This is a genomic window from Streptomyces glaucosporus (assembly GCF_039533345.1).
GTDB lineage: Bacteria > Actinomycetota > Actinomycetes > Streptomycetales > Streptomycetaceae > Streptomyces > Streptomyces glaucosporus.
This window is the reverse complement of record NZ_BAAATJ010000014.1, coordinates 62,327-87,895: the sequence shown is the minus strand read 5'-3', so window position 1 is coordinate 87,895 and position 25,569 is coordinate 62,327. Positions and strand designations below refer to the sequence as shown.

Below are 25,569 nucleotides of genomic sequence, written 5' to 3'. Positions count from 1 at the left end.
TCCTCACGCCCCCCAGCCGGCCTGCCGGCCGCCCTTGCGCTCCTCGGTGATCCGCTCGGCCCATCCCGAGCGGTGGTAGGCCGCGACCGGGTCCGGGTCCAGGCCCGTCTCCTCGCGGAGCTCGGCCAGCAGCGGCCGTACGTCGGTGTTGTAGGCGTCCATCAGGACGGCGTTGGCGCCCAGTACGTCGCCGGACTCCTGCGCCCGTGCCAGCGCCTCGCGGTCGACCAGCAGCGCCTTGGCGGTGGCCTCCTGGACGTTCATCACCGAGCGGATGATCGCGGGGATCTTGGCCTCGATGTTGTGGCACTGGTCGAGCATGAAGGCGGTCTGCGGCCCGTACCCGCCGCCGCGCACCACCTCGTACATGATCCGGAAGAGCTGGAAGGGGTCGGCGGCGCCGACCATCAGGTCGTCGTCGGCGTAGAAGCGGGAGTTGAAGTCGAAGCCGCCCAGCTTCCCCTCGCGCAGCAGCACGGCCACGATGAACTCGATGTTGGTGCCCGGCGCGTGGTGCCCGGTGTCCACCACCACCTGCGCCTTCTCGCCCAGCTTCAGGCAGTGGGCGTAGGCGGTGCCCCAGTCGGGGACGTCGGTGGTGTAGAAGGCGGGCTCGAAGAACTTGTACTCCAGCAGCATCCGCTGGCCCTCGCCCAGCCGCTCGTACACCGCGGCGAGGGCCTCGGCCAGCCGGTCCTGGCGGGCGCGGATGTCGTCCTGACCGGGGTAGTTGGTGCCGTCCGCGAACCACAGCTTCAGGTCGCGGGAGCCGGTGGCGTCCATGATGTCGACGCACTCCAGCAGGTGGTCCAGCGCCTTGCGCCGCACGGCCGCGTCGGGGTGGCAGACGCTGCCCAGCCTGTAGTCGTCGTCCTGGAAGACGTTGGAGTTGATCGCTCCGATCCGCACCCCGCGCTCCTCGGCGTGCTTCGCCAGCGCGGCGTAGTCGTCGACGCGGTCCCAGGGGATGTGCAGGGCCACGGTCGGCGCGACACCGGTGAACTCGTGCACCTTGGCCGCGTCGTCCAGCTTCTCCTGCGGAGTGCGCGGCACGCCGGGCTGCGCGAACACCTTGAAACGCGTTCCGGAGTTGCCGTAGGCCCACGAGGGTGTCTCGATGGCCTGGTTCTTGAGGGCCGCCTTCACGGCGGACACGGCGGTCATGCGTCAGCGCTCCCGGTGCCAGGCAGAGTCATGAATCGTTTCATTGCGGGAAAGCTAGGGGGCGCCGGAAGGAGTGTCAAGAGGGCCGACGGGGCGGCCTGCGGCACCACCCGCCTCGATGGAAGAATTCCGTGATCGCTCGCATGCACGGCCGTTGACGCGGGGGAGGGGCGCCTCTACGGTGCGTGCGATCAGAGTGAAACCTTTCATGCACCGGTGCGACACCGGGGAACGAGGAGTCCCGTGCAGCGCGTCTGTTTCCTGCTGAAGGTCCGGCCCGACCGCATGGCGGAGTACCGCGAGCGCCACGCCGCCGTCTGGCCGGAGATGCTCGACGCCCTCAGGCAGGCGGGCTGGCACAACTACTCGCTCTTCCTGCGCGAGGACGGCCTGCTCGTCGGCTACCTGGAGACCGAGGACTTCGAGGCGGCCCGGGCCGCCATGGAGGCCACGGAGGTCAACGCCCGCTGGCAGGCCGAGATGGCGGAGTTCTTCGAGTCCCCGGACGGCGAACTCCCCGACCGTGCGATGAGGCCGCTCACCGAGGTCTTCCACCTGGACTGAACGGCCCGGCCGGGAGGCGGGGAAGAAGAGGCGAAGGGACCCGCGCCGCCCGGGGTGGGTGCGGCACCGGGCACGGTGCGTAGCATGGGCGCGCGGCCCGCAGGCAGGCGCCGCGGACAACACACAGGTCAGGGGACGGTCGGACTCGTGGCGCGCATGGTGGGGATCAAGGACGTGGCACGTCAGGCGGGGGTGTCGGTCGGTACCGTCTCCAACGTCATCAACCGTCCGGAGATGGTGGCGGAGGAGACCCGGGCCCGGGTGCAGGCGGTGATCGCCCAACTGGGGTACGTGCGCAGCGAGTCGGCACGGCACCTGCGGGCGGGCCGGAGCCGGATCATCGCGCTGCTGGTGCTCGACATGGCCAACCCCTTCTTCGCCGACGTCGCCACCGGCGCCGAACGCGCCGCCCGCCGGGAGGGCCTCGGCGTGATGCTGTGCAACAGCGCCCAGAGCCCGGCGGAGGAGGCCGACTACCTCGCCCTCTTCGCCGAGCAGCGGGTGCGGGGCGTCCTGATCATTCCCGCCGACACCAGCGGCCGGAACCTGGCCGACTTCCGGCGGCACGGCATCCCCTACGTCGTGGTGGACCGGGTGGTGCCCAGCGCCGAGGGCTGCTCGGTGTCGGTGGACGACATCACGGGCGGGGCGCTGGCCGCCCGGCACCTGCTGGCGCAGGGGCACCGGGAACTGGTCTACGTGAGCGGGCCGATGCACCTGTCGCAGTGCCGCGACCGGTACACCGGCGCCCTGGAGGCCCTGCGCGAGGCCGGACTTCCGGAGGAGTCGCTGCGCCGGATCGAGGGCGAGCGGCTGGACGTGACGGCCGGACGGGACGCCGGCGCCCGGCTGCTGGGGATGACGCCGCGTCCGACGGCGGTGTTCTGCGCCAACGACCTGCTGGCCCTGGGGGTCCTCCAGGCGCTGTTCGCGGCCGGGGTCTCGGTTCCGGACGACATCGCGCTGGTCGGCTACGACGACATCGAGTTCGCCGCCGCGGCGGCCGTGCCCCTGACCTCGGTCCGGCAGCCCGCCGCCCGGATGGGCCAGACGGCCGCCGACCTGCTCATCGAGGAGACCGGCGAGGAGGCCGGGAGCCACCGGCACCAGCGGATCGTGCTCCGGCCCGAACTGGTCGTCCGCGACTCCAGCATCTCCACCCCGCAGCCCTGACCGCCCCGGCGCGCTGCGGGCCGGAGGAACGGCGGAGGACGCGCCGCACCCCCGTGCGCCGGGCAGGCGCGCGGCCCGCGGGCTACCGAGCGGCCGCTCCCCGGACGGGCGCGCCCCCGCGGGCGGTGACGGCGTCCCTCCCGCCCTCCCGGGCGCGGGAGAGGAAGGCGCGGACGTCCCGCACCGCGGCCCGGCCCGCGCGGCCGGCGCCGATCGTGCTGGCCGAGGGGCCGTAGCCGACCAGGTGGATCCGCGGGTCGCGGGCCACCCGGGTGCCCTCCATCCGGATGCCGCCGCCCGGCTCGCGCAGCCGCAGCGGCGCCAGGTGGTCGATCGCGGCGCGGAAACCCGTCGCCCACACGATGGAGTCGGCCGCCACCGAGCGCCCGCCGTCCCACACCACCCCCTCGGGGGTGACGCGGTCGAACATCGGAAGCCGCCGCAGCACCCCGCTGTCGCGGGCGCGGCGCATCTCCTCCGTCATGGGCAGCCCCGTCACCGACACCACGCTCCGCGGCGGCAGGCCGTTCCGCACCCGCTCCTCCACCAGAGCGACCGCGGCGCGCCCGCGCCCGGAGTCGAAGGGGCCCTCGACGAAGACCGGCTCGCGGCGGGTGACCCAGGTCGTGGCGGCCGCCACCCGGGAGATCTCCAGCAGGTGCTGGACGGCGGAGGTGCCGCCGCCCACGACGACCACGCGCTCGCCCGCGAAGGCGTCCGGGCCCGGATACCGGGAGGTGTGCACCTGGCGTCCGGCGAAGGTCTCCTGCCCCTTCACCCGGGGCACGAACGGCCGGTCCCAGGTGCCGGTCGCATTGATCAGGGCCCGGGCGGTCCAGGTGCCGGCGTCGGTCTCCACCCGCAGCCGTCCGTCCCCCGCCTCGCGCACCGCCCGCACGCGGACCGGGCGCCGCACCCGCAGGCCGAAGGCGCGCTCGTAGGCGGCGAAGTACTCGCCGACCACCTCGGAGGAGGGGCGGTCGGGGTCGGCGCCGGCCAGTTCCATGCCGGGCAGGGCGTTCATGGCGTGCACCCGGCCGTAGGTGAGAGTGGGCCAGCGGAACTGCCAGGCCCCGCCGGGACGCGGGGAGCGGTCCAGGACCACGAAGTCGCGGCCGGGCTCGAACCCGGCGCGCCGCAGGTGGTACGCGCTCGCCAGGCCCGCCTGCCCCGCGCCGACGACCACGACCTCGACCTCGGCCCCGTGGGCTCCGGTCCCGTTCCCGGCCACCAAGTGGTTCATACTTCAAGAAACCATGGGGGAAGACCGAAACTTCCCGGCACGCGACCGAGCGGACGCGAACGGGAACCCCGCGGAAGACGCCAGGATGGAATCATGAGCGATCGCTTCACGACCCGCATCCTCCACGTCGCCACCGGCTCGTCCGAGACCGTCGCCGACCTCACCCGCGACTGCGAGCGCTTCCTCGCCGAGGTGGCCGACGGCCGCGACGGACTGCTCAACGTCTTCGTCCCGCACGCGACCGCCGGCGTCGCGATCATCGAGACCGGCGCCGGGAGCGACGACGACCTGCTCGCCGCGCTGCGCGACCTGCTGCCGGCCGACGACCGCTGGCGCCATCGCCACGGCAGCCCCGGGCACGGCCGCGACCACGTCCTGCCGGCCGTCGTCCCGCCGCACGCCACCCTGCCGGTGGTGGGGGGCCGGCTGGAGCTGGGCACCTGGCAGTCGGTCTGCCTGGTGGACACGAACAAGGACAACCCGGACCGCCGGGTGCGGCTGTCCTTCCTCGGGTAGGGCGGGGTCCCGGGAGGGCCGGTGCACCACGGCCGCACGGCGGGTGCCCGGCCACAGCCGGGACGCGGGGCCCGTCACCAGTGCTCGTGGTCCTCGATCAGGCGGGTGACGAGCCGGTGCAGGATCCCGGCTCTGCGCCGGTCCTCCCGCCGGCCGCGCAGGGCCCGCTCGGCCGTGCGCAACCGGTGCCAGGCGTCCGGTTCCTTGTCCATCACCCCCTCGACCAGGGGCCGGGTGATCAGGGCCAGGCGCGGGGTGAACGGCAGCGGGGCGTCCGTCACCACGGCGTCCAGGGCGCCCAGGGCGATGTTCACAAGCCGTCACCTCACCGAATCCGGGCGGAAGGAGCCGATGTGCCGTACCCGTCGCCCGGTACCTCGTCGTCCACGGCATTGTCGCGGACCGGTCGCCGCGGATCCCCGCGGTTCCGGGCGGACCGTACGCGGCGATCACGTCACCTCTGCCCGTCCGGGGCCCCGAGGGGCAGGTTCCGTACTTCCCCGGTGTTCCGCCGCCCAGGTCCGCCGCCACGAGCAGGCCGCGCCGGCGGAGCCGGGGGACACCGCCGGAGACGCCCCGGGCCCCGGTCGGCCCAACGGCGAGAGGACACACGCCGGGACGGCGCGGTCCGGAGGGCCGGGCCGTGCTACCACGGGTCGATGACCGAACGTCCGCGGGACCCGTCCGCCCGGCCCCGGCGACGCCTCGTGCCGGCACAGCGCGTGTTCGCCCTCACCGACGGCGTGGTGGCCATCGCGATGACGCTGCTCGTTCTGGGCATCGAGCTGCCCGAGGGGCTCCGGGGAGCCGAACTGCGCCAGGCGGTGGGCGAACTCCTGTCCCAGGTGGGGACCTTCCTGCTGAGCGCGGTGGTGATCGCGCTGTTCTGGCGGGCCCACCACGCGGTGCTGCGGGACGTCGAGCGGATCGACGCCCGGCTGTTCTGGCTCAACGTGGCGTTCCTCGCCCTGGTGTCCCTGATCCCGTTCCCCACCGCCGTCCTCCAGGACTACGGCGACGAGTTCGTCGGCCCCGGTCTGTACGGGGCGGTCATCGGCACGGCCTCGACGGTCCTCTACGCGATGGAGGCGGACATCGCCCGCCGCACGGCGGGCGCCTGGTGGCGGCGGGTGCCGTTCCCCGCCGAGGCCCTGGTCTTCCTGCTCTCCGTGGGCATCGCGGCGGTCTCGCCGACCGCCGCGATCTGGAGCTGGGCCGCCGCGGTTCCGCTCGCGGTGCTGGAGAGCCGGCCGGCGGCACGCGCCCGCCGGCGCTGAGCCCGGCCGCCCCGCCGGGCTCAGCGCCCCGGGGCCGTCAGCCAGTCGTACGCCACCCGGGCGTCGAACTCCGACTGGCCCCCGGGGAAGCACAGCCCCGCCGCCGCGAAGGCGGGGTCGCCGGCCGTCTGCGGAAGGTAGGGGACGGCGACGCAGCGCATCCCGGCGCGGCGGGCCGCCTCCGCCCCGGGCGGCGCGTCCTCCACCACCGCGCACCGCCCAGGCTCGACGCCGAGCCGTCTCGCGGCCTCCAGGAAGACGTCAGGCTCGGGCTTGCCCCGGCCGACCTCCTCGGCCGAGACGCGCACGGGCAGCAGACCGTCCAGACCGGCGCCGGCCAGCACCGCGTCGATCGCGGTCCGCGACGAACCGGAGGCGACGGCCATCGGACACCCGGCCGCGTGCAGCATCTCCACCAGCGTCCGCATTCCGGGGAACGCGGCGGCCGAGGTGCGCGCCAGCTCCAGGTAGATGCGGTTCTTCCCCTCCAGCAGCTCGTCCAGAGGGGCGTCGATCCCGTGCTCCGCGCGGAGCGCCGCCAGGGTCTCACGGGTGCCGATCCCGATGAACCGCGTGTGCTCCTCCCAGGTGAAGCCGGTCACGCCGTACCGGGCCAGAAGCCGCCGGCCCGCCTCGTGGTAGGCGGGCTCGCTGTCCACGAGCGTGCCGTCGAGGTCGAAGATCACCGCGAGGGCGGGAGGGGCACTCATGGCACCAGCATGCCAGGGAGTTGGGACGGCCCGGACGGGCGCGGCCCCGAACGGCCGGGAGCCCGGCCCCCGCCGGGAAGGGGGCGGGACGTGCGCCGCCGGCGGGCGGGCCCGCCGCGACCGCCTGCCGCCGGGAACGTGCACGGGCACGGCGGCGTGCCCGGCCGGGCGCGGGCTCCGCACGGCCGGTGAGCACCCGGTGCGGCCCGGACGCCGCGTGCCGCGCGGGCGGTGGGGTCCGCCGGACCGGCCGGGGGCCGGTCCGGGTCAGCGGACCGGCGCCCCCTGGGGCGAACGCTGGGCGATGCCGAGCTTCACGGCGTAGGCGGAGGCGACCAGCTTTCCCACCGCGGTGTAGGACCCCAGCGGCTCCGCCACCGGGCAGTCCGCCTCCTTCGCGGCGGAGTCCAGCAGCCCGTCGGGGATCTCGGGGCCGATCAGGCAGGGCGCCAGCGCCAGCTGCTGGGAACCGGACTCGCGGAGCTGCTGGGCGACGCGGGAGACGGAGCCGTCCTCGTCCAGCCCGGCGGCCAGCACCGGCACCGCGAGACGGGCGGCCAGCAGCATCCCGGTGATCCCGGCCGCCTGCACGGCCTCCTCGCCGCCCATGGCGGCCAGGATGATGCCGTCCGCGGCGGTTGCCACGGTGAACAGCCGGGCGCGGTCGGCGCGGGCCAGTCCCGCCTCCGAGAGCTTCACGTGGACGCCCTCGGCCAGCAGCGGGTGCGGGCCGAGCACGTCGGTCAGTTCGGCGCCGGAGCCGCTGGCGAGCACGGCCTGGCGTATCCGGCGCATCTGGGCGCTGTCCGGGCCCGCCAGCAGCGGGACCACCACCACGGCGGGGGCGTCCTGGAGCCGGGGCCGGGCGGGCTCGCCCTCGTCCTCGGACTGCGCGGCCTGGTTCTCCAGCAGGGCGGCGCGGGCGGTGTGCTCGGCCGCGGCCTGGGCCAGCGCGCTCTGCAGGGCGGGGAACTCCCCGTCGTCGCCGTCCACGAAACCGATCCGGGCGTCGAGGCCGGGCAGCTCGGAGCGGGCGATGCTCAGGATCTCCTCGGCGAGGCTCCTGGAGGTGCCGGAGGGCACCCCGGGGACGGCCAGCACCAGCGCGGGCGCACCCTCGGGCGCGGCGACGGGCTCGGGCCGGCGGTGCCGTCCGGGCTGGCGGGGACGCGGCATTCGTACGGGCAGGCCATTTGCGGGCCCAGTGGGGGTGCTCATGGCGCCGCATGCTAATGCCTTGACGGGCCGGACTGTTCGGGCGGGGCGGAGCAGTCCCGGTCTGTCCCCTTTCCTCCCGCGCGTCGCGGTGACCGATCCGGTTGCGCCGTCGTCCGGGATGTTTGCGATCCGATACGCAATCGTCATCCGAGGTGGAGGAAGGCCGGATCGGCGGGCAGCCGCAGAGCGTCCCGGGCCAGCCGGTCGGCGACGAGCAGCGCCCCGGCGAGAGGGTCGCCGGCCGCCGGCACGGTGCGGGCGTGCGGCAGCCGGGAGGCCAGCTCCCGGCGGAGCGGGGCGAGCAGCGGTCCGCCGAGCCCCAGCAGCCCGCCGGTCAGGGCGACCGGGCTGCCCTCCTCCGGCGGGCAGACCGCCGCGGCGGTCGTGGCGATCTGGGCGGCGGCCTCCTCCAGGACGCGTACGGCGACCGGGTCGCCCTCCCCGGCGCACCGGGCCACCTCCGGGGCGAACGACGCCAGCACCGCCGGGCGGTCGGCGCGCGGGTACAGCATCCCGGGCAGGGATGCGGGCGGACCGAAGACGGCCTCGGCGCGGGCGAGCAGGGAGCGTGACCCGCCCTCCCGGCCGTCGTGGGCGCGCAGCGCGGCCTCCAGTCCGGCGCGGCCGATCCAGGCGCCGCCGCCGCAGTCGCCCAGCAGGTGGCCCCAGCCGTCGGCCCGCCGCCAGCCGCGCAGGTCCGTGCCGGTGGCGATCATTCCGGTGCCCGCGGCGACCACCGCGCCGGGCCGCTCGCCCAGTGCTCCGGCGTACGCGGTCACGGCGTCGGCGGCCAGCGCCACGCGTCGCGCCCCCAGTTCCCGGGCGAACGCGCCGGGCAGCACGGTGCGCAGCCCGTCGCCGAGCGTCGCCATGCCCGCCGCGCCCACGCACACGGCGACGATCCGGGGGGACCGCTTGCCGTCGGGTCCGTCCTCCCGCGCCGCGTCCGGCGGCTCCGGGAGCTCCGACAGCAGGGCCGCGGTCCGGGGCAGCACCAGTTCCAGCAGGTGGTCCGCGTCGATGCCGGACGGGCCGGTCCGCACCGGCCCGTCCGCGGTCGCGGTGGCGGCGGCCACCGGCGTCTCGCGGCCGGCGGCGGTTCGGGCCAGCGCCAGGCGCAGCCCGGAGCCGCCCGAGTCGACGCCCAGGACCCAGCCGGTCACGGAAGCCGCCAGTCCACCGGCTGGGCACCCTGCCGCACCAGGAACTCGTTGGTACGGCTGAACGGGCGCGAGCCGAAGAACCCGCGGTCGGCCGACATGGGGGAGGGGTGCGCGGACTCCACGGCCGGGTACGGGCCCAGCAGGGGGCGGAGGTTCCGCGCGTCGCGCCCCCACAGGACGGCCACCAGCGGCTTGCCGCGTTCCACCAGGGCGCGGATCGCCTGCTCGGTGACCTCCTCCCAGCCCTTGCCGCGGTGTGCGGCGGGCCGGCGCGGCGCGGTGGTCAGCGCCCGGTTGAGCAGCAGCACCCCCTGCCGCGTCCACGGGGTGAGGTCGCCGCTGGACGGCCGGGGCAGCCCCAGGTCGCTCTGCAGCTCCCGGAAGATGTTCTCCAGGCTGCCGGGCAGGGGGCGCACCTCGGGGGCGACCGAGAAGCTCAGCCCCACGGCGTGGCCCGGTGTGGGATACGGGTCCTGGCCCACGATGAGCACCCGTACCTCGTCGAAGGGCTGCTGGAACGCGCGCAGCACGTTCGGTCCCGCCGGGAGATAGGTGCGCCCCGCGGCGATCTCCGCCCGCAGGAAGTCGCCCATCGCGGCGATGCGCCCGGCCACGGGCTCCAGCGCCTTGGCCCAGCCCGGTTCGACGATCTCGTTCAAGGGTCGTGCTGCCACGGGCGGCCACTCTACTGGCTGGGCCGGGCTCCTCTCAGCCGGTCACCGGGCGAGAGGAGCCCGGCGGGTCACAGGGCCCACCGGTACTGCTCGGGCACGCGCCCGACGCCCTCGCCCAGCTCCCGCGCGGCGCGGAGCGCCCAGTGCGGGTCGCGCAGCAGCTCCCGGCCCAGCAGCACCGCGTCCGCCTCGCCGTTGGCGACGATCTTCTCGGCGTGCTCGGGTTCGGTGATCAGGCCGACCGCCGCCACCGGGAGTCCGGCCTCGGCCCTGACGCGGGTGGCGAAGGGCACCTGGTAGCCCGGGCCGACCGGGATGCGGACCCGGGGCGCGTTGCCGCCGGTGGAGACGTCCAGCAGGTCCACGCCGTGCTCCCGCAGCACCGCGGCGAACCGCACGGTGTCGTCGGCGGTCCAGCCGTCCCCGTCGAGCCAGTCGGTGGCCGAGATCCGGAAGAACAGCGGCAGTTCCTCCGGCCAGACCTCCCGCACCGCGTCCACGGCCTGGAGGGCGAAGCGCGTGCGGTTCTCGAAGCTTCCGCCGTAGGCGTCGGTGCGCCGGTTGCTGTGCGGGGAGAGGAACTCGTTGATCAGGTAGCCGTGCGCGCCGTGGATCTCGGCGACCTCGAACCCGGCCGCCAGGGCCCGGCGCGCGCCGTCCGCGAACTGGCCGACGATGTCCTGGATCTGCTCGTGCGTCAGCTCGTGCGGCACCGGGTGCCCCTCGTCGAAGGGCGCCGCGCTCGGTGCGAGGGGGAGCCAGCCGCCCCGGTCGGTGTCCAGCGGCGCTCCGCCCCGCCAGGGGGCGTCGGCCGACGCCTTGCGTCCGGCGTGGGCGAGCTGGATGCCGGGGACGGTGCCCCGGGCCTTGAGGAAGCCGGTGATCCGCCGCAGCGCCTCCACCTGCCGGTCGTTCCAGATGCCCAGGTCCCCGGGGCTGATCCGGCCCTCGGGCGAGACGGCCGTGGCCTCCACCAGGATCAGTCCGGTGCCGCCGGTCGCCCGCGCCCCGTAGTGGACGAGGTGCCAGTCGCGGGCGACGCCCGCCTCCGGCCCGGTGGGCTCGGCGGAGTACTGGCACATGGGCGACATCCAGACGCGGTTGGGGATGGTCAGGGACCGCAGGGTGTACGGCTCGAACAGCGCGCTCACGGTGTCTTCCTTCCAAGGTCCGGGCCGGGTGCTCCGGCTTCCAGCCGTACTACGATAAGCATCGTATTACGGCAGGTGTCAAACTACGATGAATCTCGTACCATGAAGGCGTGACGCCCCGAACCCAGAGCCCTCCCGCCGCCCGAGAACTGGACCACCCGGCTCCCGGCGAGATCCGGCTGGAAGGCGTGCTGCACGCGCTCTCCGATCCCGTGCGCCTCCGGATCGTCCGCTACCTGGCGGCCGCCGGGGAGGACCTGGCCTGCTCGGTCTTCGACCTGCCGGTCAGCAAGTCCACGACCACCCACCACTTCCGGGTGCTGCGCGAGAACGGCGTGATCCGCCAGTGCTACCGGGGCACGGCGAAGATGAGCACCCTGCGCCGCGACGACCTGGAGCGGCTCTTCCCCGGCCTGCTGGACAGCGTGCTCACCGCGGCGGCCCGGCAGGCGGACCGCCTCGGAGGCTGACCCGGCGGCCGGCCGCGGCAGAAGCGCGGACCGGACCCGCGGCGCGGGACGTCAGCCGGCGCCGTGCGCCGCCGCCAGCAGCCCTTCCCAGTCGGGGATCTTCACCCTCCCGCGGCGCAGGCTCCGGCCCAGCTCGGCCTCCGCCTCCTCGATGCCGAGCCAGCCGTGCCACCCGACCGGTTCGCGGCCCGACGCCCGCAGCGCCTCCAGCGGATCGGCCCCGGAGACCCGGCGGCCGAGCAGGGCGTCGGCGTCCTCCAGCAGGGAGCCCGCCGTCTCCTTCGCGCACGGCCGGTTGGTGCCGATCACCCCGGTCGGACCGCGCTTGATCCACCCCGCGACGTACTCGCCCGGCGAGGGGACCCCGCCGCGCAGCACCCGCCCCGCCTCGTGGGGCACCGTCCCCGTCGCCGGATCGAAGGGCAGGCCCGGAAGCGGGACGCCGCGGTAGCCCACCGACCGCAGCACCAGACCCGCCGGGATCTCCTCGTACCGACCCGTTCCGGTCACGCCGCCGAGCCCGTCCGGCGCCGTCCGCTCGAAACGCACCGCGCGCACGGAGCCCTCCGGGCCGCCGAGCACCTCGACGGGCCGCAGGAAGAACCGCAGCCGCACGCGGCGGGCCCGGCCCCGCGGCTCCCGCCGCGCCCAGCCGTCCAGCACGGCGAGGTTCCGGCGGACGGCGGCGGGCAGGGAGGACTCCGGGGCCGCGTACGCCGGGTCGAGCTCCAGCTCCTCCCGGCGCACCACGGTCTCGGCGCCCGGCAGGGTGTCCAGCTCGCGCAGCTCCTTGGTGGTGAACTTCGCCTGGGACGGGCCGCGCCGCCCCACCATGTGCACATCGGCCACCGCCCCCGCGGCCAGCGCCTCCAGCGCCGCCTGCGGTACGTCGGTGCCGCGCAGCTCGTCGGCGCCGTGCGCCAGGAAGCGCGCCACGTCGACGGCGACGTTGCCCACCCCGATCACCACCGCCGACCGCGCACCCAGGGCGAAACGGCGCGCGGCGGCGTCCGGATGGGCGCTGTACCAGGAGACGAAGTCGGTCGCCGAGAAACTGCCCGGGAGGTCCTCGCCCGGGATGCCGAGCCGCCGATCGGCCGCCGCGCCGACGCAGTACACCACCGCGTGGTAGAGGGAGAGCAGCTCCGCGGTGCCCACGCCGCCCCCGGCGTCTTCGCCGGCGCCCCGCCCGACCGGGACGTTGCCCAGGAAACGGACCCTCGGGTGCTCCAGCACCCGGCGCAGGGTGCCCTGCAGCGACTTGATCTTCTCGTGGTCCGGGGCGACGCCGTAGCGCACCAGGCCGTACGGGCACGGCAGGCGGTCGAGCACGTCGACCGCCACGTCCCTCGGCCCCTCCACCAGGGCCTGGGCCGTGTAGACCCCGCTGGGCCCCGACCCGACCACCGCGACACGAAGCGGACCGTTCACCGCACGGCTCCTTCCGGCCGGAGATCTCCAGCATCCCACCGCGGGGCGGCGGGCGGGAGTGGGCGCGGGCACCCCGCCCGCCGCGGGGCCGGGCGGGGTCCGGACGCGTCCCGGCCTAGAGCAGCGCGCGCATCCGGGTGATCTCGGCGCTCTGCTGGACGGCCACGTCGCCGGCCATCTCCTGCACCTGGGTGTCCCGGCCCTCGCGGACCGCGTCCTCGGCCATCGACACCGCTCCCTCGTGGTGGGCGATCATCAGCTTCAGGAACAGCTCGTCGAACTCCTCGCCGCGGGCGGCCCGCAACTCGTCGAGCTGCTCCTCGGTCGCCATGCCCGGCATCGACGCGCCGCCGTGACCGCCGTGGTCACCGTCACCGCCGTGCCCGCCGTGGTCGCCGCCGTGCCCCTCGTGCTCGCCGTGTTCCCCGTCGTCTCCGTCGTTGCGCGCGAGCCAGCTGCGCATCGCCCGGATCTCCGGCCGCTGGGCCGAGGAGATCCGGTCGGCGAGCCGGCGCACCTTGTCCGACTTCGCGTGCTTCTCGGCCAGACCGGTCATCACCAGTGCCTGACCGTGGTGCTCGATCATCATCGTGACGTACGCGAAGTCCGCGTCGTTGGGCTCGGGGTCGAGCCTCTCGCCCGCCTTCGCGGCCTCCTCGGCGGAGAGCGTCTCGGCGGCCTCCCCCGGTTCGCCCGGGGCGATCACGGACGGTCCGCCGCCGGCCGGGGCGGCCTTCCCGGCGCCGTCGTCGCAACCGGTCAGCCCCGTCAGTCCCGTCAGCAGGGCCACCACGGTCAGTGCGGCCGACGCGGACGGGAGCGCGGGAAAGGGGAGCCGGGATCTGTGACGGTCCGTCACTCTTCCTCCTGTGGCACGGGTACGCCGGTTCCCCCGATCCTGGCACGGACACGCCCGCACCGGACACCGACTATCGGCACCGTGTTCGTTTTTCACTGTCGGGACAGGGGTGGGAGAGGCCATACTGCCGGAGTCCGTCACCCGCCCAACTCGGAGCGGAGGAACGCGGATTGACAGGGAGGAAGCAGTGACGTCGTTGCCCATACCCCGCGCACGGCGCAGACGCCTCGGCGCGGCAGCGGCCGTGTTCGGCCTGCTGGCCACGCTCTTCACCGCCGGACCGGCGGCGGCCATCCCCGACCCGGACAACCCTCCGGCGACCTCGGGCAAGGCATCGAAGCAGGACCGCATGGAGGCCGAGGCCGCCATCAGAAGCGGCGAGATCCCCGGCGTGGACGAGGTCGTCCACAGCAAGAACGTCTCCCACCTGGCCAACCTGCCCAAGGGCGCCCTGAAGAACTTCAACACCGACCTGGCCTTCCAGGGCCGCTACGCCTTCGCCGGCAACTACGACGGCTTCACCGTCTACGACATCAGCCGGCCGAAGTCCCCGAAGATCGTGAGCCAGGTCCTCTGCCCGGGCGGGCAGAACGACATCTCCGTCTCCGGCGACCTGCTCTTCCTGTCCACCGACTCCTCGCGCAGCGACGACTCCTGCAACAGCACCGCGAAGCCGCCGACGGAGAAGAGCGCCTGGGAGGGCATCAAGGTCTTCGACATCAGCGACAAGCGCAACCCGCGGTACGTCGCCGCCGTCGAGACCGCCTGCGGCTCGCACACCCACACGCTGGTGCCCGACCGCAGGAACGTCTACGTCTACGTCTCCTCCTACTTCCCGGACGCCACCTTCCCCGACTGCCAGCCGCCGCACGACGGCATCTCGATCGTCAAGGTGCCGCGCAAGGCCCCGCAGAAGGCCGCGGTCGTCGACTTCCCCGTCCTCTTCCCGGACGGCGGCAACCCCGGCGCGCCGCAGAACCCGAACACCATGGTCCCGACCACGGGCTGCCACGACATCACCGTCTTCCCCGAGCTGGAGCTCGCCGCGGGCGCGTGCATGGGCGACGGCATCCTGATGGACGTCTCCGATCCCGCCGAGCCCCGCGTCATCGACCGGGTCCAGGACAACGAGAACTTCGCGTTCTGGCACTCGGCGACCTTCAGCGAGAACGGCCGCAAGGTCGTCTTCACCGACGAACTGGGCGGCGGCGCCGGTGCCACCTGCAACGCCGAGGTCGGCGACAAGCGCGGCGCCAACGGCATCTACCACATCACCGGCAAGGGCGACGACCGCAAGCTGGAGTTCAAGAGCTACTTCAAGATCCCCCGCCACCAGGCCGACACCGAGAACTGCGTCGCCCACAACGGCTCGCTGATCCCGGTCAAGGGCCGCGACATCATGGTCCAGGCGTGGTACCAGGGCGGTGTCTCCGTCTGGGAGTTCACCGACTCGACCAAGCCGAGGGAGATCGGCTACTTCGAGCGCGGCCCGTACTCCGACCCGAACACCCTCGGCGGTTCCTGGTCGGCGTACTACTACAACGGCCACGTCTACTCGAACGACATCCAGATGGGCTTCGACGTGCTGGAGATCCGGGACCGGCGCATCGCCGGGGCCGAGCGCGTCAGGCTCCGGGAGTTCAACGCCCAGACCCAGCCCGACTACCGCTGACCCGTCAGCGGCAGCAGTGAGATCCCGCCGGACGCCTCCAGCTCCGGGGCGTCCGGCGGGAACCCCAGCTCCCAGTCCAGCCCGTACCGCCCGAACAGCTCGGCGCGCAGCCGCGCCGCGGGCATGGGCGCCCCGGGCAGCAGGACGGCGAAGACCGCCCCCATCAGCAGCGCGCGCAGCATCGGGTAGTCGGTGTCGGGGTCGGACGATCCGTAGCGGGCGACGGTGTCGCGCAGCAGCGCGGCCAGGCGCCGCTGCTCGTCGCACTGGACGAAGCCCTCCTGCTGGAGGATCCCGGCCATGTGCGTGCGCATGAGCGTCGGCCGGTCACGGGCGAGCCCGAGGACGGCGTCGATCGCGCGGGCCAGCAGTTCCCGCCCGGCCTCCGGCCCCGTCGGCAGCGGCTCGCGCTCCAGGGCCTCCGCGAGGGTGAGGTGCATCAGCCGGTGGACGGCCGACTGGAGAAGCTGCCGCTTGCCGGGGAAGTAGTACGACACCAGCCCCCGCGCCGAGCCCGCCCGGTCGGCGATGTCCCCCAGAGTGGTCGCCTCGTAGCCGTGCTCGTCGACCAGCTCCACCGTCGCCGCCAGCAGTCGCTCGCGGGACCGTCGGCGCAATTCCTCATTGACCGATGCGCTGCGAGGGGACATCCTGTAACTCCTGCGTTGACTGGCTACGGGCCAATATACTCGTGGGTCCTCGGGGCCGGACGGTGAACGACCGGACCCCGGGCTGTGCCGGACTCGGGCGACGCGGGGGATCGCCCGAGCCCGGCCCTTCTCCGTCCCGTCGTCACGGGGATTTCCGGCCGGGGTGCGTCCCGGGCCGGGGGACCAGCTCCAGCACCGGCAGCAGCCCGTCGGGACGCCGGTCGCAGGGCAGGTGGTCGACCAGGTGGACCGAGCACCCGAGCGCGGCGGCCCCCGCGTCCGCGTGCGGGTTGTCGCCGACCATCAGCGTCTCCCCGGGATCCACGCCCAGGGTGTCGCAGGCCAGCCGGAAGATCCCCGGGTCGGGCTTCCGCAGACCGTGTTCGAAGGAGAGCACGTAGGCGTCCACGTGGCGGTCCAGGCCGTGGGCGCGGAACACCGGCCGCAGATCCCAGCCGATGTTGCTCACCACCGCCACCGGCACCCCGCGCTCGCGCAGCGCCCCCAGTACCTCGGCGGTGTCCGGGTAGGGCCGCCATGCCTCCGGCCGCATGTGCCGGTCGTAGAGCGCGTCGTACAGCTCCGGTCGCGGCAGCGGCACCCGGCGGGCCAGTCCGGTGTAGGCGGCGCGGTGGAGGGCGGCGCCGAGGTCGCGGTCCCTCCACGGTTCCCGCAGGCCGTCGGGGACGGTGCGGGGCGGGGCGCCGCCCGGCAGGGCGCCGGCCTCCTCCAGCGCAGATGCGAGGCGGGCCGTCTCGCCGCGGGGCAGGACGAGGCCCGCCTCGTCGAGGACGGCGCGCAGCCAGGTCTCGGCCGGCTCGACGCGCAGCAGGGTTCCGGAGAAGTCGAAGAGCACACCTCTGATCGTCACGGGGACGATCCTTCCGGTCCGCCTCCCCGGCGGACAGAGGGCGTGGTCCCGTGCCGGTGCCACAGCGCGGCCGCGGCCGCGGCCACGGCGATGCCCAGCAGCCAGCCGGTGATCACGTCGGTGGGCCAGTGCACACCCAGGTAGACCCGGGTGAAGCCCACCCCGGCCACGGTGACCGCGCCGGCCCACAGCACCGCCCGGCGCACGGCCCGGCGGACCGTGTACAGGTGCACCAGCCACAGCAGCAGGCCGCAGGTGAGCGCCGCCGTCATGGCGTGGCCGGAGGGCAGCGCGGCGAACTCCGCGGAGTCCACGGGGCGGTCCCAGCGGGGGCGGTCGCGGTCGAAGAGAGCCTTCAGCCCCTGCTGGAGGAAGGTGCCGGCGATCGCGGTGACCGCGACCCAGAACGCCGTGCGCGACTCGCCGCGCAGCAGCAGCCACAGGAACACCGCGGTCAGCAGGGCCCGCATGGTCCAGGGGTCCCACACCCAGTCGGTCAGCAGCCGGTTGAGCCGGGTCCACCCGGGTTCGGCGTGCGCGGTGCGGTGCAGCTCGGAGGCGACGCGGGCGTCGAACGCCAGCAGTGGGTCCCAGCCCGTCGCGACGAGCGCCGAGAGCACGGCCGCCACGGCCGCGCACACCACCGCGGTGAGACGAGGGGAAGGGGAGGCCATGCATCCGATCGTCGCCCGTGGACGGGCGTCCAAACCACCGGTGGGCCGTACGGGGCACGCGGGGCCCGGCACTCCGCTCCGGACCGGGACCTCACCCCAGCGCTCTGAGACCGGGGACGAAGGCCACCACCAGCGGCACCAGCGGGACCAGCGACGCCAGTGCGGTCAACCGCAGCCGCCGGAGAACCGACAGCCGGGGCGGGGCGGCGAGCAGCCGGTCGACCCGCTGCGGCACCTGCGCGCGGTGCGGCGCGTACGGGGCGAAGATCCCGCGCTCCTCGTTCAGCTCGACCAGCGCCAGCGCCACCGCCAGACGCCCGCACCGCCGTGAGGCCGCGTCGTCGGCCGCCAGCTCCACCAGCCGGTGCACCTGGTCCCGGAACGCGCGGAAGACCGGCACCCGGGGGAAACCCGTGGCGAGCGCGGAGGAGCAGTGCAGCAGCCAGTCGTGACGGGCGCGCAGGTGCCCCTGCTCGTGGGCGAGGACCGCGTCGAGCTCCCGCCCCCCGAGCCGTCGCAGCGCCGCGGTCGTGACCACCAGCCGGGACCTGTCCCCCGGCAGCCACCAGGCGTCCGGACGGTCGCTCTCCAGCACCACCAGCCGTTCCCCGGAACCGGGTTCCTCGCCCGGCAGCAGCGGGGCGCGGTCGAGGAGTTCGGCCCGCCGCCGGCGGCGCCGGAGCCGCGCGCCGCGGATCTCCCGGGTGAGCATCGCGGCGGTCCAGACGCCTCCGGAGGCGAGCAGCACCGCCACCACCGCGGGCCAGGACTCCCCGAACGCGCTCAGCCCGTACGCCTCGACGACCCGGCTGGGGGCGGGGGCGAAGACGTGTCCGCGCACGGCCTGCCAGGCGGCCGCGGCGGACAGGGCCATGGCCAGCACGCAGCACAGCAGCACGGCGACCACCACGCACTGCCACACCCACAGTGCCAGTACGGGCTCGCGGTCGGGCCAGGAGCCGCGGGCCAGCACGCGCGGCGCCGTCGCCGCGACCAGTGCTCCCAGGGCGAGCAGGGCGAGCGCGACCATCATGGGGCACAGCCTATGAGCCGGTGTCCGCCCCGTGTCCGGGCGGGGCGGGGAAGTGACGCACGCCTCACGAGCCCCGCCGGGCTCATGTGGTGAGGAGCATCGCGAACATCCCCAGGCCCATCGAGAGACGGCAGGCCACCGCCACCTCCGGCAGCCGCAGCACGCCGGCCGCGGCGCCCTCCGCGCTCCCTCCTCCGGGGGCGGGGCCCCCGGCGCCGGAGGGGACCAGCCGCACCCCCGTGCGCAGCACGTAGCAGGCGAAGTAGGCCAGCAGGACCCCGGTCAGCGCCGGCGTCCAGGCCGGGGCGGCGTGGTGCCCGCCGGGGTGGCCGGAGCCCGCGGCCATGGCGAGCGCCATGTGAACCATGGCCAGGGCGCCGACGGCGTGGTGGAGGTGGTGGGCCGGGGCGTGCCGCGCCAGCACCAGTTCGCGTACCGCCGCGGCACCGAACACCGCGGCGAAGACCCGGGGCGGCAGCGGCTCCGCCGCCGACGCGGGCAGCGCCATCACGGCCATCCCGAATCCCATGAGCGCCTCGCCCGCGGCCGTCCGCCGCTGCCCGGGCGTACCGCCGCGCATGTGCAGCAGGCAGTACGCGCCCACACCGCCGCACAGGACCACCAGCAGCCAGCCGACCAACGCAGGTCCGTGCACCGCGCACCTCCCCCGGCCGTCCCGGCCGGCTCCCGGCCGGCTTCCGCGGGGAGGATGCCCGCCGCCGCGGCCCGCCACGGGGGCGCGCGGAGGCATCCGGGGAGCACGACCGGGCGCGGGGCGGGAGGGGAGCGGTCAGATACCGGGCCGGTGGCGCAGGGGGTGGTCCCCGGGAACCTCGACCAGGACGATCCGCACCCCGTCCGGGTCGCGGATCCACATCTCCACCAGGCCCCACGGCTCCCGCTTCGGCTCCCGCAGCACCTCCACCCCGCGGGCGGCCAGCTCCCGGTGGGCCGCGGAGACGTCGGCGACCTGCATCCACAGTTCCAGTCCCGGGGCGGGGGGCTCCTCGGAGCGGCCGGAGACCTCCAGGAACCCGCCGCCGAGGAAGTAGACGGTGCCGCGCTCCGGTCCGGTGCCGAACTCCCGGTAGACGGCCAGTCCCAGCGTGTCGCCGTAGAAGGCCCGCGAGCGCTCCGGATCGGTGGGGCGCAGCAGCACCCGGCTGCTCAGTACGTGAACCATGGACCGGAGCCTAGCGCCGGCGGTCCGCCGGGCCGGGGCGTCCGCGGGCCGGATAGGCTCGGCGCCATGAATCCCCCGAACACCGTGAACGCCCCGAACCTCCCCGCCGCGGACCTCCGTTTCCGGACCGCCTCCGAGGACGACGTCCCCGCACTGGTGGCCCTGGTGGAGTCGGCCTACCGGGGGGAGGCCAGCCGGGCGGGCTGGACCACCGAGGCGGATCTGCTGGACGGGCAGCGCACGGACCCGGAGGGCGTCGCCGGGATCATCCGGACCCCCGGCAGCCTGGTGCTGGTGGCCGAGCGGGACGGGAGGCCGGTCGCCTGCTGCCAGCTGGAGCGCCGGACGTCCGAGGCGGGGGAGCCCGTCGCCTACTTCGGGATGTTCGCCGTCCGGCCGGCCCTCCAGGGCGGAGGGCTGGGCAGGGCCGTCCTGGCGGAGGCCGAGCGGCTGGTACGGGCCGGGTGGGGCGCCCGGGAGATGCACATGACCGTGATCACCGCCCGGGAGGAGCTGATCGCCTGGTACGAGCGCCGCGGCTACGTCCGCACCGGGAGGCGGAGCCCCTTCCCGTACGGCGACGAGCGCTTCGGCATCCCGCGCCGCCCCGGCCTGGAGTTCGAACTGCTGGTCAAGCCGCTTCGCTGACCGCCCGGCGGACGGCGGGCAGGTCGGTGACCACCCCGTCCAGCCCCAGCTCGCGGACGCGGGCCAGGTCCTGCTCGGTGTTGACCGTCCAGGAGATCACCTTGACGTCCGCCTCGTGGCAGCGCCGGACGACGTCCTCGTCCAGCCGCCTCAGCTCGCAGGAGACCATTCCGGCGCCCAGTTCCAGGGCGCGCTCGGGGGCGGTGGGGGTGGACCTGCCCGTGACCAGCGCGATGGGGATCTCCGGCAGGAGCCTGCGGGTCTCGCGCAGGGCGTCGTCGTGGAACGAGATCACGGTGACGCGGTCGTGGAGCCCGCGCCGCTCGATGGTCCCGGCGAGCACCCGGGCCGCGGCGCGGTCCTTGATCTCGGCCTGGAGCGGCGCGGAGACCGCGTCCACGACCTCCTCGAAGACCGGGATCCGCTCGCCCCGGCCCGCGTCCAGTCCGCGCAGCTCGGCCAGGGTCATCCCGGCCACCGGGCCGGACCCGTCGGTGGTGCGGTCCACGTCCGCGTCGTGCATCACCACCAGCGCGCCGTCCCGGCTCAGGTGGAGGTCCAGCTCGATCACGTCGAAGCCCTCGCGGTCGGCCCGGACGAAGGAGCGCAGGGTGTTCTCCGGCTCGACACCCATCACTCCGCGGTGCCCGACGGTGAGCAGTGGCACGGTGCGTTCTCGCTTTCCTGCGGCGCCGGCGGCGGGACGGACGGTGCGTACGGGCCGCAAGGGTAGCCGTGTCCTTCCGCCGCCCGCCCTCCGGGGGGCCGCGGCGGGCGGGCGGCGGGACGTCCGCCGCGGCCCCCCGGAGAGGCGGGGGAGGGGACCGGGAGGGCCGGAAGGGGGCGGGGAAACAGGCGGCAGAGGCTGCTTTGCCCTGCTTTTACAGGCATGTCTTCCGTTTCAGACGCCCAGGACAGGAAAAACATCGGTCTTGTTGGAGAAGTGCAGAAGGATTTCCTTGATCTTGGGTTGATCGGGGAAGTCTCCGCAGCTACGGTGCTGCGACAAGAGTTTCTCCTGTGAAGGGGTAGTGATGACGGAAATCCTTTCGCCCGCAGCGACGACGGGCGGTGCTCTGTCCGCTGTCGGCCCGTCCGCCGACCGCGTCGTGGCCCACCCGGCCTGGGCGGCGCTCAAGGAGGCCGTCGAGGCCATCCGTCCGGCCCAGTCCAAGGACGGCTCCATCGACTTCGGCGCCGAGGGCGCCCCCTCCCGGTCCCAGGTCGAGCGGCACCTCGACCGCGTCGTGGCCGCCGTCGAGGAACTCGCCCCGCTGCTGCCGCACAACGAGGAGTACCACCGCGCGCTGGTGACCGACCTGCGCCGCTGGGCCGAGAGCGGGTTCGCGGTCCCCGACTTCCTCGACTCCCTGATGGCCTTCCGGCCCGCGTCCCGGCGCGTCGACGGCCTCCAGCACCTCGTCGTCTTCCCCATGTACACGCAGAACGGCAACCCCGACCGCAACCTGGAGGCCGTCGTCCTGCGCGTGGTCTGGCCGGACTGGCTGGCCGAGCTGGAGCGCACCCGCTACGACAACCCGCTCTTCCTCGGCATCACCTTCGAGGACTTCACCAGCGGCTACGACACCCACTCCGCCGTCCTCTTCCCCGAGACCGTCGCCGTGCGCGAGGCGCCCGAGCGGTTCACCTGGGGCGGCATCTTCTGCGACCGCGAGGCCGCCCGCTTCCGCCGCGTGATCGACGCCGCCTGCGAGGTCACCAGGCTGGAACTGCCCGAGGACGCCCGCGGCCTGCTCACCGACCAGCACCGGGCCCAGCAGACCTTCGTGCTGTGGGACATGATCCACGACCGCACCCACAGCCACGGCGACCTGCCCTTCGACCCGTTCATGATCAAGCAGCGCCAGCCGTTCTGGATGTACGGCATCGAGGAGCTGCGCTGCGACCTCACCGCCTTCCACGAGGCGGTGAAGCTGGAGGCGGACGGCTACCCCCAGGGCCGCGACGTGCAGTACGCCGTGCTCCTGGAGCGCCTGTTCCGCTTCCCCGTCACCGGCGAGCGCAACCGCAACTACGACGGACTGGGCGGCCAGCTGCTCTTCGCCTACCTCCACAAGCACGACGCCCTGCGCTGGAGGGACAACAAGCTCGGCATCGACTGGCAGCGGGCCCGCGAGGTGACCGCGCGCCTGCGCGAGGAGATCGAGACCCTCTACCGGGAGGGCATCGACCGCCCGAAGCTGGTCCACTGGTTCAAGGCGTACGAACTGGTGTCGGCGTACCTCGCCCCGCACCCCGGCTCGGTCTGGGCCAAGGGCCCGGACGCCCTGGACCTGAGCCTGCCGCCGCGCAAGCTGGTGGACGAGGTGCTCCCCGACGAGTTCCCGCTGAGCATGTTCTACGAGGCCCTCGCCAGGAAGCTGAAGAACGTGATCGCCTCGACGAAGGGCATCACCGCCGAGTCCGCCGTCCCGGTCGCGGCGTGAGCGCCGTGACCGCGGGGAACACCGGAACCGCCGGGACCGCACAGAGCAGAGGGGCGACCACCATGACCAGCACTTTCACCAACGGCAACGGAGGCCCCCTGGAGGGTGCCGTCGTGGCCGTGGCCGGCGCCGCGGGCCCGGCCGGACAGGCCGCGCTGCTGCGGCTGGCCGAGAGGGGAGCCACGGTGGTGGCCGCCGACTACGACGCGGAGCGCCTGGCCGCCGCCGTGGACAGGGCCCGGTTCGCCCACGGCGGCGCCACGGTCACCGGCGACATCATCGACCTGCTCGACCCGGACGCCACCCGCGAGTGGGCCACCCGCATCGAGAAGGAGTACGGGCGGGTCGACGGACTGGTGCACCTGGTGGGCGGCTGGCGCGGCTCGGCGGCCTTCGCCGAGACCGACCTGTCCCACTGGGACCTGCTGGAGAAGCTGCTGGTCCGCACCGTCCAGCACACCTCCCTGGCCTTCGAGGGCGCGCTGCGCCGCAGCGGCAAGGGCCGCTACGTGCTGATCAGCGCCTCCGGCGCCACCAGGCCCACCGCGGGCAACGCCGCCTACGCCGCGGCCAAGGCCGCCGCCGAGGCGTGGACCCTGGCGCTGGCGGACTCCTTCCGCAAGGCGGGCAAGGGGGCGGACGCCGGACCGCCGGCCGCGGCTGTCATCCTGGTGGTCAAGGCGCTGGTCAACGACGCCATGCGCGCCGAGCGCCCCAACGCCAAGTTCGCGGGCTTCACCGATGTCAGGGACCTGGCCGAGGCCGTCACCGACGTATGGGACAAGCCCGCCGAGGAAGTGAACGGACACCGCCTGTGGCTGACCCCGCAACCGTAGAAGACCACCCGGCCGAGACGTCCCCGGCCCCCGCCGCGACGGACGCCCGGCGCCGCCACGACCCCGGGGTGCGCGGCTTCGCCAGCGACAACTACGCGGGCACGCACCCGGAGATCCTGGCGGCGCTCGCCCTCGCCAACGGCGGCCACCAGACCGCCTACGGCGGCGACGACTACACCGCCCACCTCCAGGAGGTTTTCCGCGCCCACTTCGGACCGGGGGCGGAGGCCTTCCCGGTCTTCAACGGCACCGGCGCCAACGTCGTGGCCCTCCAGGCGCTCACCGACCGCTGGGGAGCGGTGATCTGCGCCGACAGCGCCCACATCAACGTGGACGAGTGCGGCGCGCCCGAACGCGTCGGCGGGCTGAAGCTGCTCACCGTGCCCGCCGAGCACGGCAAGCTCACCCCCGAGCTGATCGAGCGGGAGGCGTACGGCTGGGACGACGAGCACCGGGCGATGCCGCAGGTGGTCTCGATCACCCAGAACACCGAACTGGGCACCGTCTACACCCCGCAGGAGATCCGGGCGATCTGCGAGCACGCCCACGAGCGGGGCATGAAGGTCCACCTCGACGGCGCCCGCATCGCCAACGCCGCCGCCTCGCTCGGCGTCCCCATGCGGGAGTTCACCACGGACGCGGGTGTGGACGTGCTGTCCTTCGGCGGCACCAAGAACGGCATGCTCTTCGGCGAGGCCGTCGTCGTGCTCAACCCCGGCGCGGTACGGGCCATGAAACATCTGCGCAAGCTGTCGATGCAGCTCGCGTCCAAGATGCGGTTCGTGTCGGTGCAGTTCGAGGCGCTGCTCGCCGGCGACCTGTGGCTGCGCAGCGCCTCCCACGCCAACGCCATGGCGCGGAGGCTGGCCGAGGGGGTGCGCACCGTCGACGGGGTGGAGATCCTCCATCCCGTCCAGGCCAACGCCGTCTTCGCCCGGCTCCCGCACGACGTCGGCGAGCGGCTGCGCAAGCGCCACCGCTTCTACTTCTGGGACGAGGCGGCCGGCGACGTGCGCTGGATGTGCTCCTTCGACACCACCGAGGAGGACGTGGACGGCTTCGTCGCCGCCCTGAGGGAGGAGATGGCCCGGTAGGGGCCGCCGGCCTCCGCCGCGGGCCGGGGCGCGGGCCGGGCCGCGCCCCGCGGGCCCGGCTAGCGGACCCCGGCCTCGGCCGGAGCCGGTGCGGTGCCGCCCAGGTGGGCGGGCATCCACCAGGTGTCGTCCGGCCCCTTGGGCCGCACCGGGTACGCCCGCTGCGCCGCCTCCAGCAGCTCCTGGATCCGCGTGCGCAGCCGCTCGGTGACGTGGGCCGCCGACTCGCCCGCGGCGGCCCGGATCGGCTCGCCCACCCGGATGGTGATCGGGAAGTGGTTGCGGCCGAAGTCCCGCTTGTGGCCCTTGGTCCACAGCCGCTGCGTCCCCCACAGGGCGACGGGCAGCAGCGGGACCCCCGCCTCCTGCGCCATCCGGGCGGCGCCCGACTTGAACTTCTTCAGGGTGAACGACTCGGAGATCGTCGCCTCGGGGAAGATGCCGACGATCTCGCCCGAACGCAGCGCCTTCAGCGCGTGGCGGTAGGCGTGCTCGCCCTGCGAGCGGTCCACCGGGATGTGCTTCATGGCGCGCATCAGCGGCCCGGACACCTTGTGCCGGAAGACCGACTCCTTCGCCATGAAGCGCACCAGCCGCCTGGCGGGCCGGGCCGCCAGGCCAGCGAAGACGAAGTCGAGGTAGCCGATGTGATTGCTGGCCAGCACCGCGCCGCCGCGCTGCGGTATGTGCTCGGTGCCCTCGATGTCGAAGCGCAGGTCGAGCGCCTTGAACAGGGTGCGGGCGGCGCCGATGACGGGTGGATACACGAGTTCTGCCATATGGGAGGACCCTTCTGGAAGTGCTTGTCCGGGGAGGGTTCTCCCGGTCGGCCTACCCGAACCTACGCT

Annotated in this window: 28 protein-coding genes; 10 read left to right on the top strand and 18 right to left on the bottom strand. The window is 74.2% G+C overall.

Annotated elements, in window-relative coordinates; genetic code table 11:
* Positions 1 to 3: 3 nt before the first annotated feature.
* Complete coding sequence (rhaI, locus tag ABD358_RS16275; RefSeq protein WP_344631741.1) at positions 4 to 1,164, bottom strand: L-rhamnose isomerase; 1,161 nt, start codon at positions 1,162 to 1,164, stop codon at positions 4 to 6.
* 243 nt (positions 1,165 to 1,407) lie between these two features.
* On the opposite strand from rhaI, the gene ABD358_RS16270 reads away from it, so the two are divergent.
* Positions 1,408 to 1,728 (top strand): L-rhamnose mutarotase, encoded by a 321-nt coding sequence (locus ABD358_RS16270; protein WP_344631740.1) that lies wholly within the window; start codon positions 1,408 to 1,410, stop codon positions 1,726 to 1,728.
* Between the two features lie 156 nt (positions 1,729 to 1,884).
* The gene (locus tag ABD358_RS16265; protein ID WP_344631803.1) at positions 1,885 to 2,901 is read left to right on the top strand and encodes a LacI family DNA-binding transcriptional regulator; all 1,017 of its coding nucleotides are present in this window, start codon (positions 1,885 to 1,887) and stop codon (positions 2,899 to 2,901) included.
* Between the two features lie 82 nt (positions 2,902 to 2,983).
* On the opposite strand, the gene ABD358_RS16260 is transcribed toward ABD358_RS16265, so the two are convergent.
* Positions 2,984 to 4,144 carry an NAD(P)-binding domain-containing protein gene (locus ABD358_RS16260; RefSeq protein WP_344631739.1) on the bottom strand — a complete coding sequence of 387 codons (1,161 nt, stop codon included), beginning with the start codon at positions 4,142 to 4,144 and terminating at the stop codon, positions 2,984 to 2,986.
* 93 nt (positions 4,145 to 4,237) lie between these two features.
* On the opposite strand from ABD358_RS16260, the gene ABD358_RS16255 reads away from it, so the two are divergent.
* Entirely contained in the window at positions 4,238 to 4,660 is a 423-nt protein-coding gene (locus tag ABD358_RS16255) for a YjbQ family protein (protein WP_344631738.1), read from the top strand.
* A gap of 74 nt (positions 4,661 to 4,734) precedes the next feature.
* Here the strand turns inward: ABD358_RS16255 and ABD358_RS16250 are convergent, their stop codons facing one another.
* The gene (locus tag ABD358_RS16250; RefSeq protein WP_344631737.1) at positions 4,735 to 4,974 is read right to left on the bottom strand and encodes a hypothetical protein; all 240 of its coding nucleotides are present in this window, start codon (positions 4,972 to 4,974) and stop codon (positions 4,735 to 4,737) included.
* A 345-nt stretch (positions 4,975 to 5,319) separates the two neighbouring features.
* Here ABD358_RS16250 and ABD358_RS16245 point away from each other — a divergent pair, with 345 nt between their 5' ends.
* Positions 5,320 to 5,937, top strand: a complete 618-nt coding sequence (locus ABD358_RS16245; protein ID WP_344631736.1) for a TMEM175 family protein — start codon at positions 5,320 to 5,322, stop codon at positions 5,935 to 5,937.
* Between the two features lie 20 nt (positions 5,938 to 5,957).
* Here ABD358_RS16245 and ABD358_RS16240 read toward each other — a convergent pair whose 3' ends face one another.
* From ABD358_RS16240 to ABD358_RS16220, 5 genes are all read right to left on the bottom strand, one after another.
* The gene (locus tag ABD358_RS16240) at positions 5,958 to 6,647 is read right to left on the bottom strand and encodes an HAD family hydrolase (protein ID WP_344631735.1); all 690 of its coding nucleotides are present in this window, start codon (positions 6,645 to 6,647) and stop codon (positions 5,958 to 5,960) included.
* A 267-nt stretch (positions 6,648 to 6,914) separates the two neighbouring features.
* The gene (locus ABD358_RS16235) at positions 6,915 to 7,865 is read right to left on the bottom strand and encodes a sirohydrochlorin chelatase family protein (RefSeq protein ID WP_344631734.1); all 951 of its coding nucleotides are present in this window, start codon (positions 7,863 to 7,865) and stop codon (positions 6,915 to 6,917) included.
* A gap of 143 nt (positions 7,866 to 8,008) precedes the next feature.
* On the bottom strand, positions 8,009 to 9,028 hold the full coding sequence (locus ABD358_RS16230; RefSeq protein ID WP_344631733.1) for an N-acetylglucosamine kinase: 1,020 nt from the start codon (positions 9,026 to 9,028) through the stop codon (positions 8,009 to 8,011).
* Positions 9,025 to 9,702, bottom strand: a complete 678-nt coding sequence (locus tag ABD358_RS16225; protein WP_344631732.1) for a uracil-DNA glycosylase — start codon at positions 9,700 to 9,702, stop codon at positions 9,025 to 9,027. Before ABD358_RS16225 ends, ABD358_RS16230 begins: the two co-directional genes overlap by 4 nt.
* Positions 9,703 to 9,770: 68 nt before the next feature.
* Positions 9,771 to 10,853 (bottom strand): NADH:flavin oxidoreductase/NADH oxidase, encoded by a 1,083-nt coding sequence (locus tag ABD358_RS16220; protein ID WP_344631731.1) that lies wholly within the window; start codon positions 10,851 to 10,853, stop codon positions 9,771 to 9,773.
* 110 nt (positions 10,854 to 10,963) lie between these two features.
* On the opposite strand from ABD358_RS16220, the gene ABD358_RS16215 reads away from it, so the two are divergent.
* Complete coding sequence (locus ABD358_RS16215; RefSeq protein WP_344631730.1) at positions 10,964 to 11,323, top strand: ArsR/SmtB family transcription factor; 360 nt, start codon at positions 10,964 to 10,966, stop codon at positions 11,321 to 11,323.
* Between the two features lie 51 nt (positions 11,324 to 11,374).
* On the opposite strand, the gene ABD358_RS16210 is transcribed toward ABD358_RS16215, so the two are convergent.
* Both ABD358_RS16210 and ABD358_RS16205 read right to left on the bottom strand, forming a co-directional pair.
* Positions 11,375 to 12,754 carry an FAD-dependent oxidoreductase gene (locus tag ABD358_RS16210; RefSeq protein ID WP_344631729.1) on the bottom strand — a complete coding sequence of 460 codons (1,380 nt, stop codon included), beginning with the start codon at positions 12,752 to 12,754 and terminating at the stop codon, positions 11,375 to 11,377.
* A gap of 115 nt (positions 12,755 to 12,869) precedes the next feature.
* The gene (locus tag ABD358_RS16205; protein WP_344631728.1) at positions 12,870 to 13,613 is read right to left on the bottom strand and encodes a DUF305 domain-containing protein; all 744 of its coding nucleotides are present in this window, start codon (positions 13,611 to 13,613) and stop codon (positions 12,870 to 12,872) included.
* Positions 13,614 to 13,800: 187 nt separating this feature from the next.
* Between ABD358_RS16205 and ABD358_RS16200 the strand changes: the two genes are divergently transcribed.
* Complete coding sequence (locus ABD358_RS16200) at positions 13,801 to 15,285, top strand: LVIVD repeat-containing protein (RefSeq protein WP_344631727.1); 1,485 nt, start codon at positions 13,801 to 13,803, stop codon at positions 15,283 to 15,285.
* Here the strand turns inward: ABD358_RS16200 and ABD358_RS16195 are convergent.
* The 6 genes from ABD358_RS16195 to ABD358_RS16170 form a co-directional block, all read right to left on the bottom strand.
* The gene (locus ABD358_RS16195; protein ID WP_344631726.1) at positions 15,276 to 15,935 is read right to left on the bottom strand and encodes a TetR/AcrR family transcriptional regulator; all 660 of its coding nucleotides are present in this window, start codon (positions 15,933 to 15,935) and stop codon (positions 15,276 to 15,278) included. The two genes, ABD358_RS16200 and ABD358_RS16195, sit on opposite strands and share 10 nt — an antisense overlap.
* Before the next feature lie 142 nt (positions 15,936 to 16,077).
* Positions 16,078 to 16,800, bottom strand: coding sequence for an HAD family hydrolase (locus ABD358_RS16190; RefSeq protein ID WP_344631802.1), 723 nt, complete (start codon positions 16,798 to 16,800; stop codon positions 16,078 to 16,080).
* Between the two features lie 2 nt (positions 16,801 to 16,802).
* Positions 16,803 to 17,480 carry a phosphatase PAP2 family protein gene (locus tag ABD358_RS16185; RefSeq protein WP_344631725.1) on the bottom strand — a complete coding sequence of 226 codons (678 nt, stop codon included), beginning with the start codon at positions 17,478 to 17,480 and terminating at the stop codon, positions 16,803 to 16,805.
* Positions 17,481 to 17,571: 91 nt separating this feature from the next.
* Entirely contained in the window at positions 17,572 to 18,513 is a 942-nt protein-coding gene (locus ABD358_RS16180; protein ID WP_344631724.1) for a M56 family metallopeptidase, read from the bottom strand.
* Positions 18,514 to 18,595: 82 nt separating this feature from the next.
* Positions 18,596 to 19,168 (bottom strand): DUF5134 domain-containing protein, encoded by a 573-nt coding sequence (locus ABD358_RS16175; protein ID WP_344631723.1) that lies wholly within the window; start codon positions 19,166 to 19,168, stop codon positions 18,596 to 18,598.
* 135 nt (positions 19,169 to 19,303) lie between these two features.
* Complete coding sequence (locus tag ABD358_RS16170; RefSeq protein WP_344631722.1) at positions 19,304 to 19,696, bottom strand: VOC family protein; 393 nt, start codon at positions 19,694 to 19,696, stop codon at positions 19,304 to 19,306.
* A gap of 66 nt (positions 19,697 to 19,762) precedes the next feature.
* Between ABD358_RS16170 and ABD358_RS16165 the strand changes: the two genes are divergently transcribed.
* A complete protein-coding gene (locus ABD358_RS16165; RefSeq protein WP_344631721.1) occupies positions 19,763 to 20,344 on the top strand; it encodes a GNAT family N-acetyltransferase in 582 nt (193 codons plus the stop codon).
* Here ABD358_RS16165 and ABD358_RS16160 read toward each other — a convergent pair.
* Entirely contained in the window at positions 20,328 to 21,011 is a 684-nt protein-coding gene (locus tag ABD358_RS16160; protein WP_344631720.1) for a glycerophosphodiester phosphodiesterase, read from the bottom strand. The genes ABD358_RS16165 and ABD358_RS16160 overlap by 17 nt on opposite strands.
* A 367-nt stretch (positions 21,012 to 21,378) precedes the next feature.
* Here ABD358_RS16160 and ABD358_RS16155 point away from each other — a divergent pair, with 367 nt between their 5' ends.
* From ABD358_RS16155 to ABD358_RS16145, 3 genes are all read left to right on the top strand, one after another.
* On the top strand, positions 21,379 to 22,791 hold the full coding sequence (locus ABD358_RS16155) for a DUF6421 family protein (protein ID WP_344631719.1): 1,413 nt from the start codon (positions 21,379 to 21,381) through the stop codon (positions 22,789 to 22,791).
* Between the two features lie 62 nt (positions 22,792 to 22,853).
* Entirely contained in the window at positions 22,854 to 23,627 is a 774-nt protein-coding gene (locus ABD358_RS16150; RefSeq protein ID WP_344631718.1) for an SDR family NAD(P)-dependent oxidoreductase, read from the top strand.
* Positions 23,606 to 24,721, top strand: a complete 1,116-nt coding sequence (locus ABD358_RS16145) for a threonine aldolase family protein (protein ID WP_344631717.1) — start codon at positions 23,606 to 23,608, stop codon at positions 24,719 to 24,721. The genes ABD358_RS16150 and ABD358_RS16145 overlap by 22 nt, the downstream gene beginning before the upstream one ends.
* A gap of 59 nt (positions 24,722 to 24,780) precedes the next feature.
* Here ABD358_RS16145 and ABD358_RS16140 read toward each other — a convergent pair whose 3' ends face one another.
* Complete coding sequence (locus ABD358_RS16140) at positions 24,781 to 25,500, bottom strand: lysophospholipid acyltransferase family protein (protein ID WP_344631716.1); 720 nt, start codon at positions 25,498 to 25,500, stop codon at positions 24,781 to 24,783.
* Positions 25,501 to 25,569: the final 69 nt, after the last annotated feature.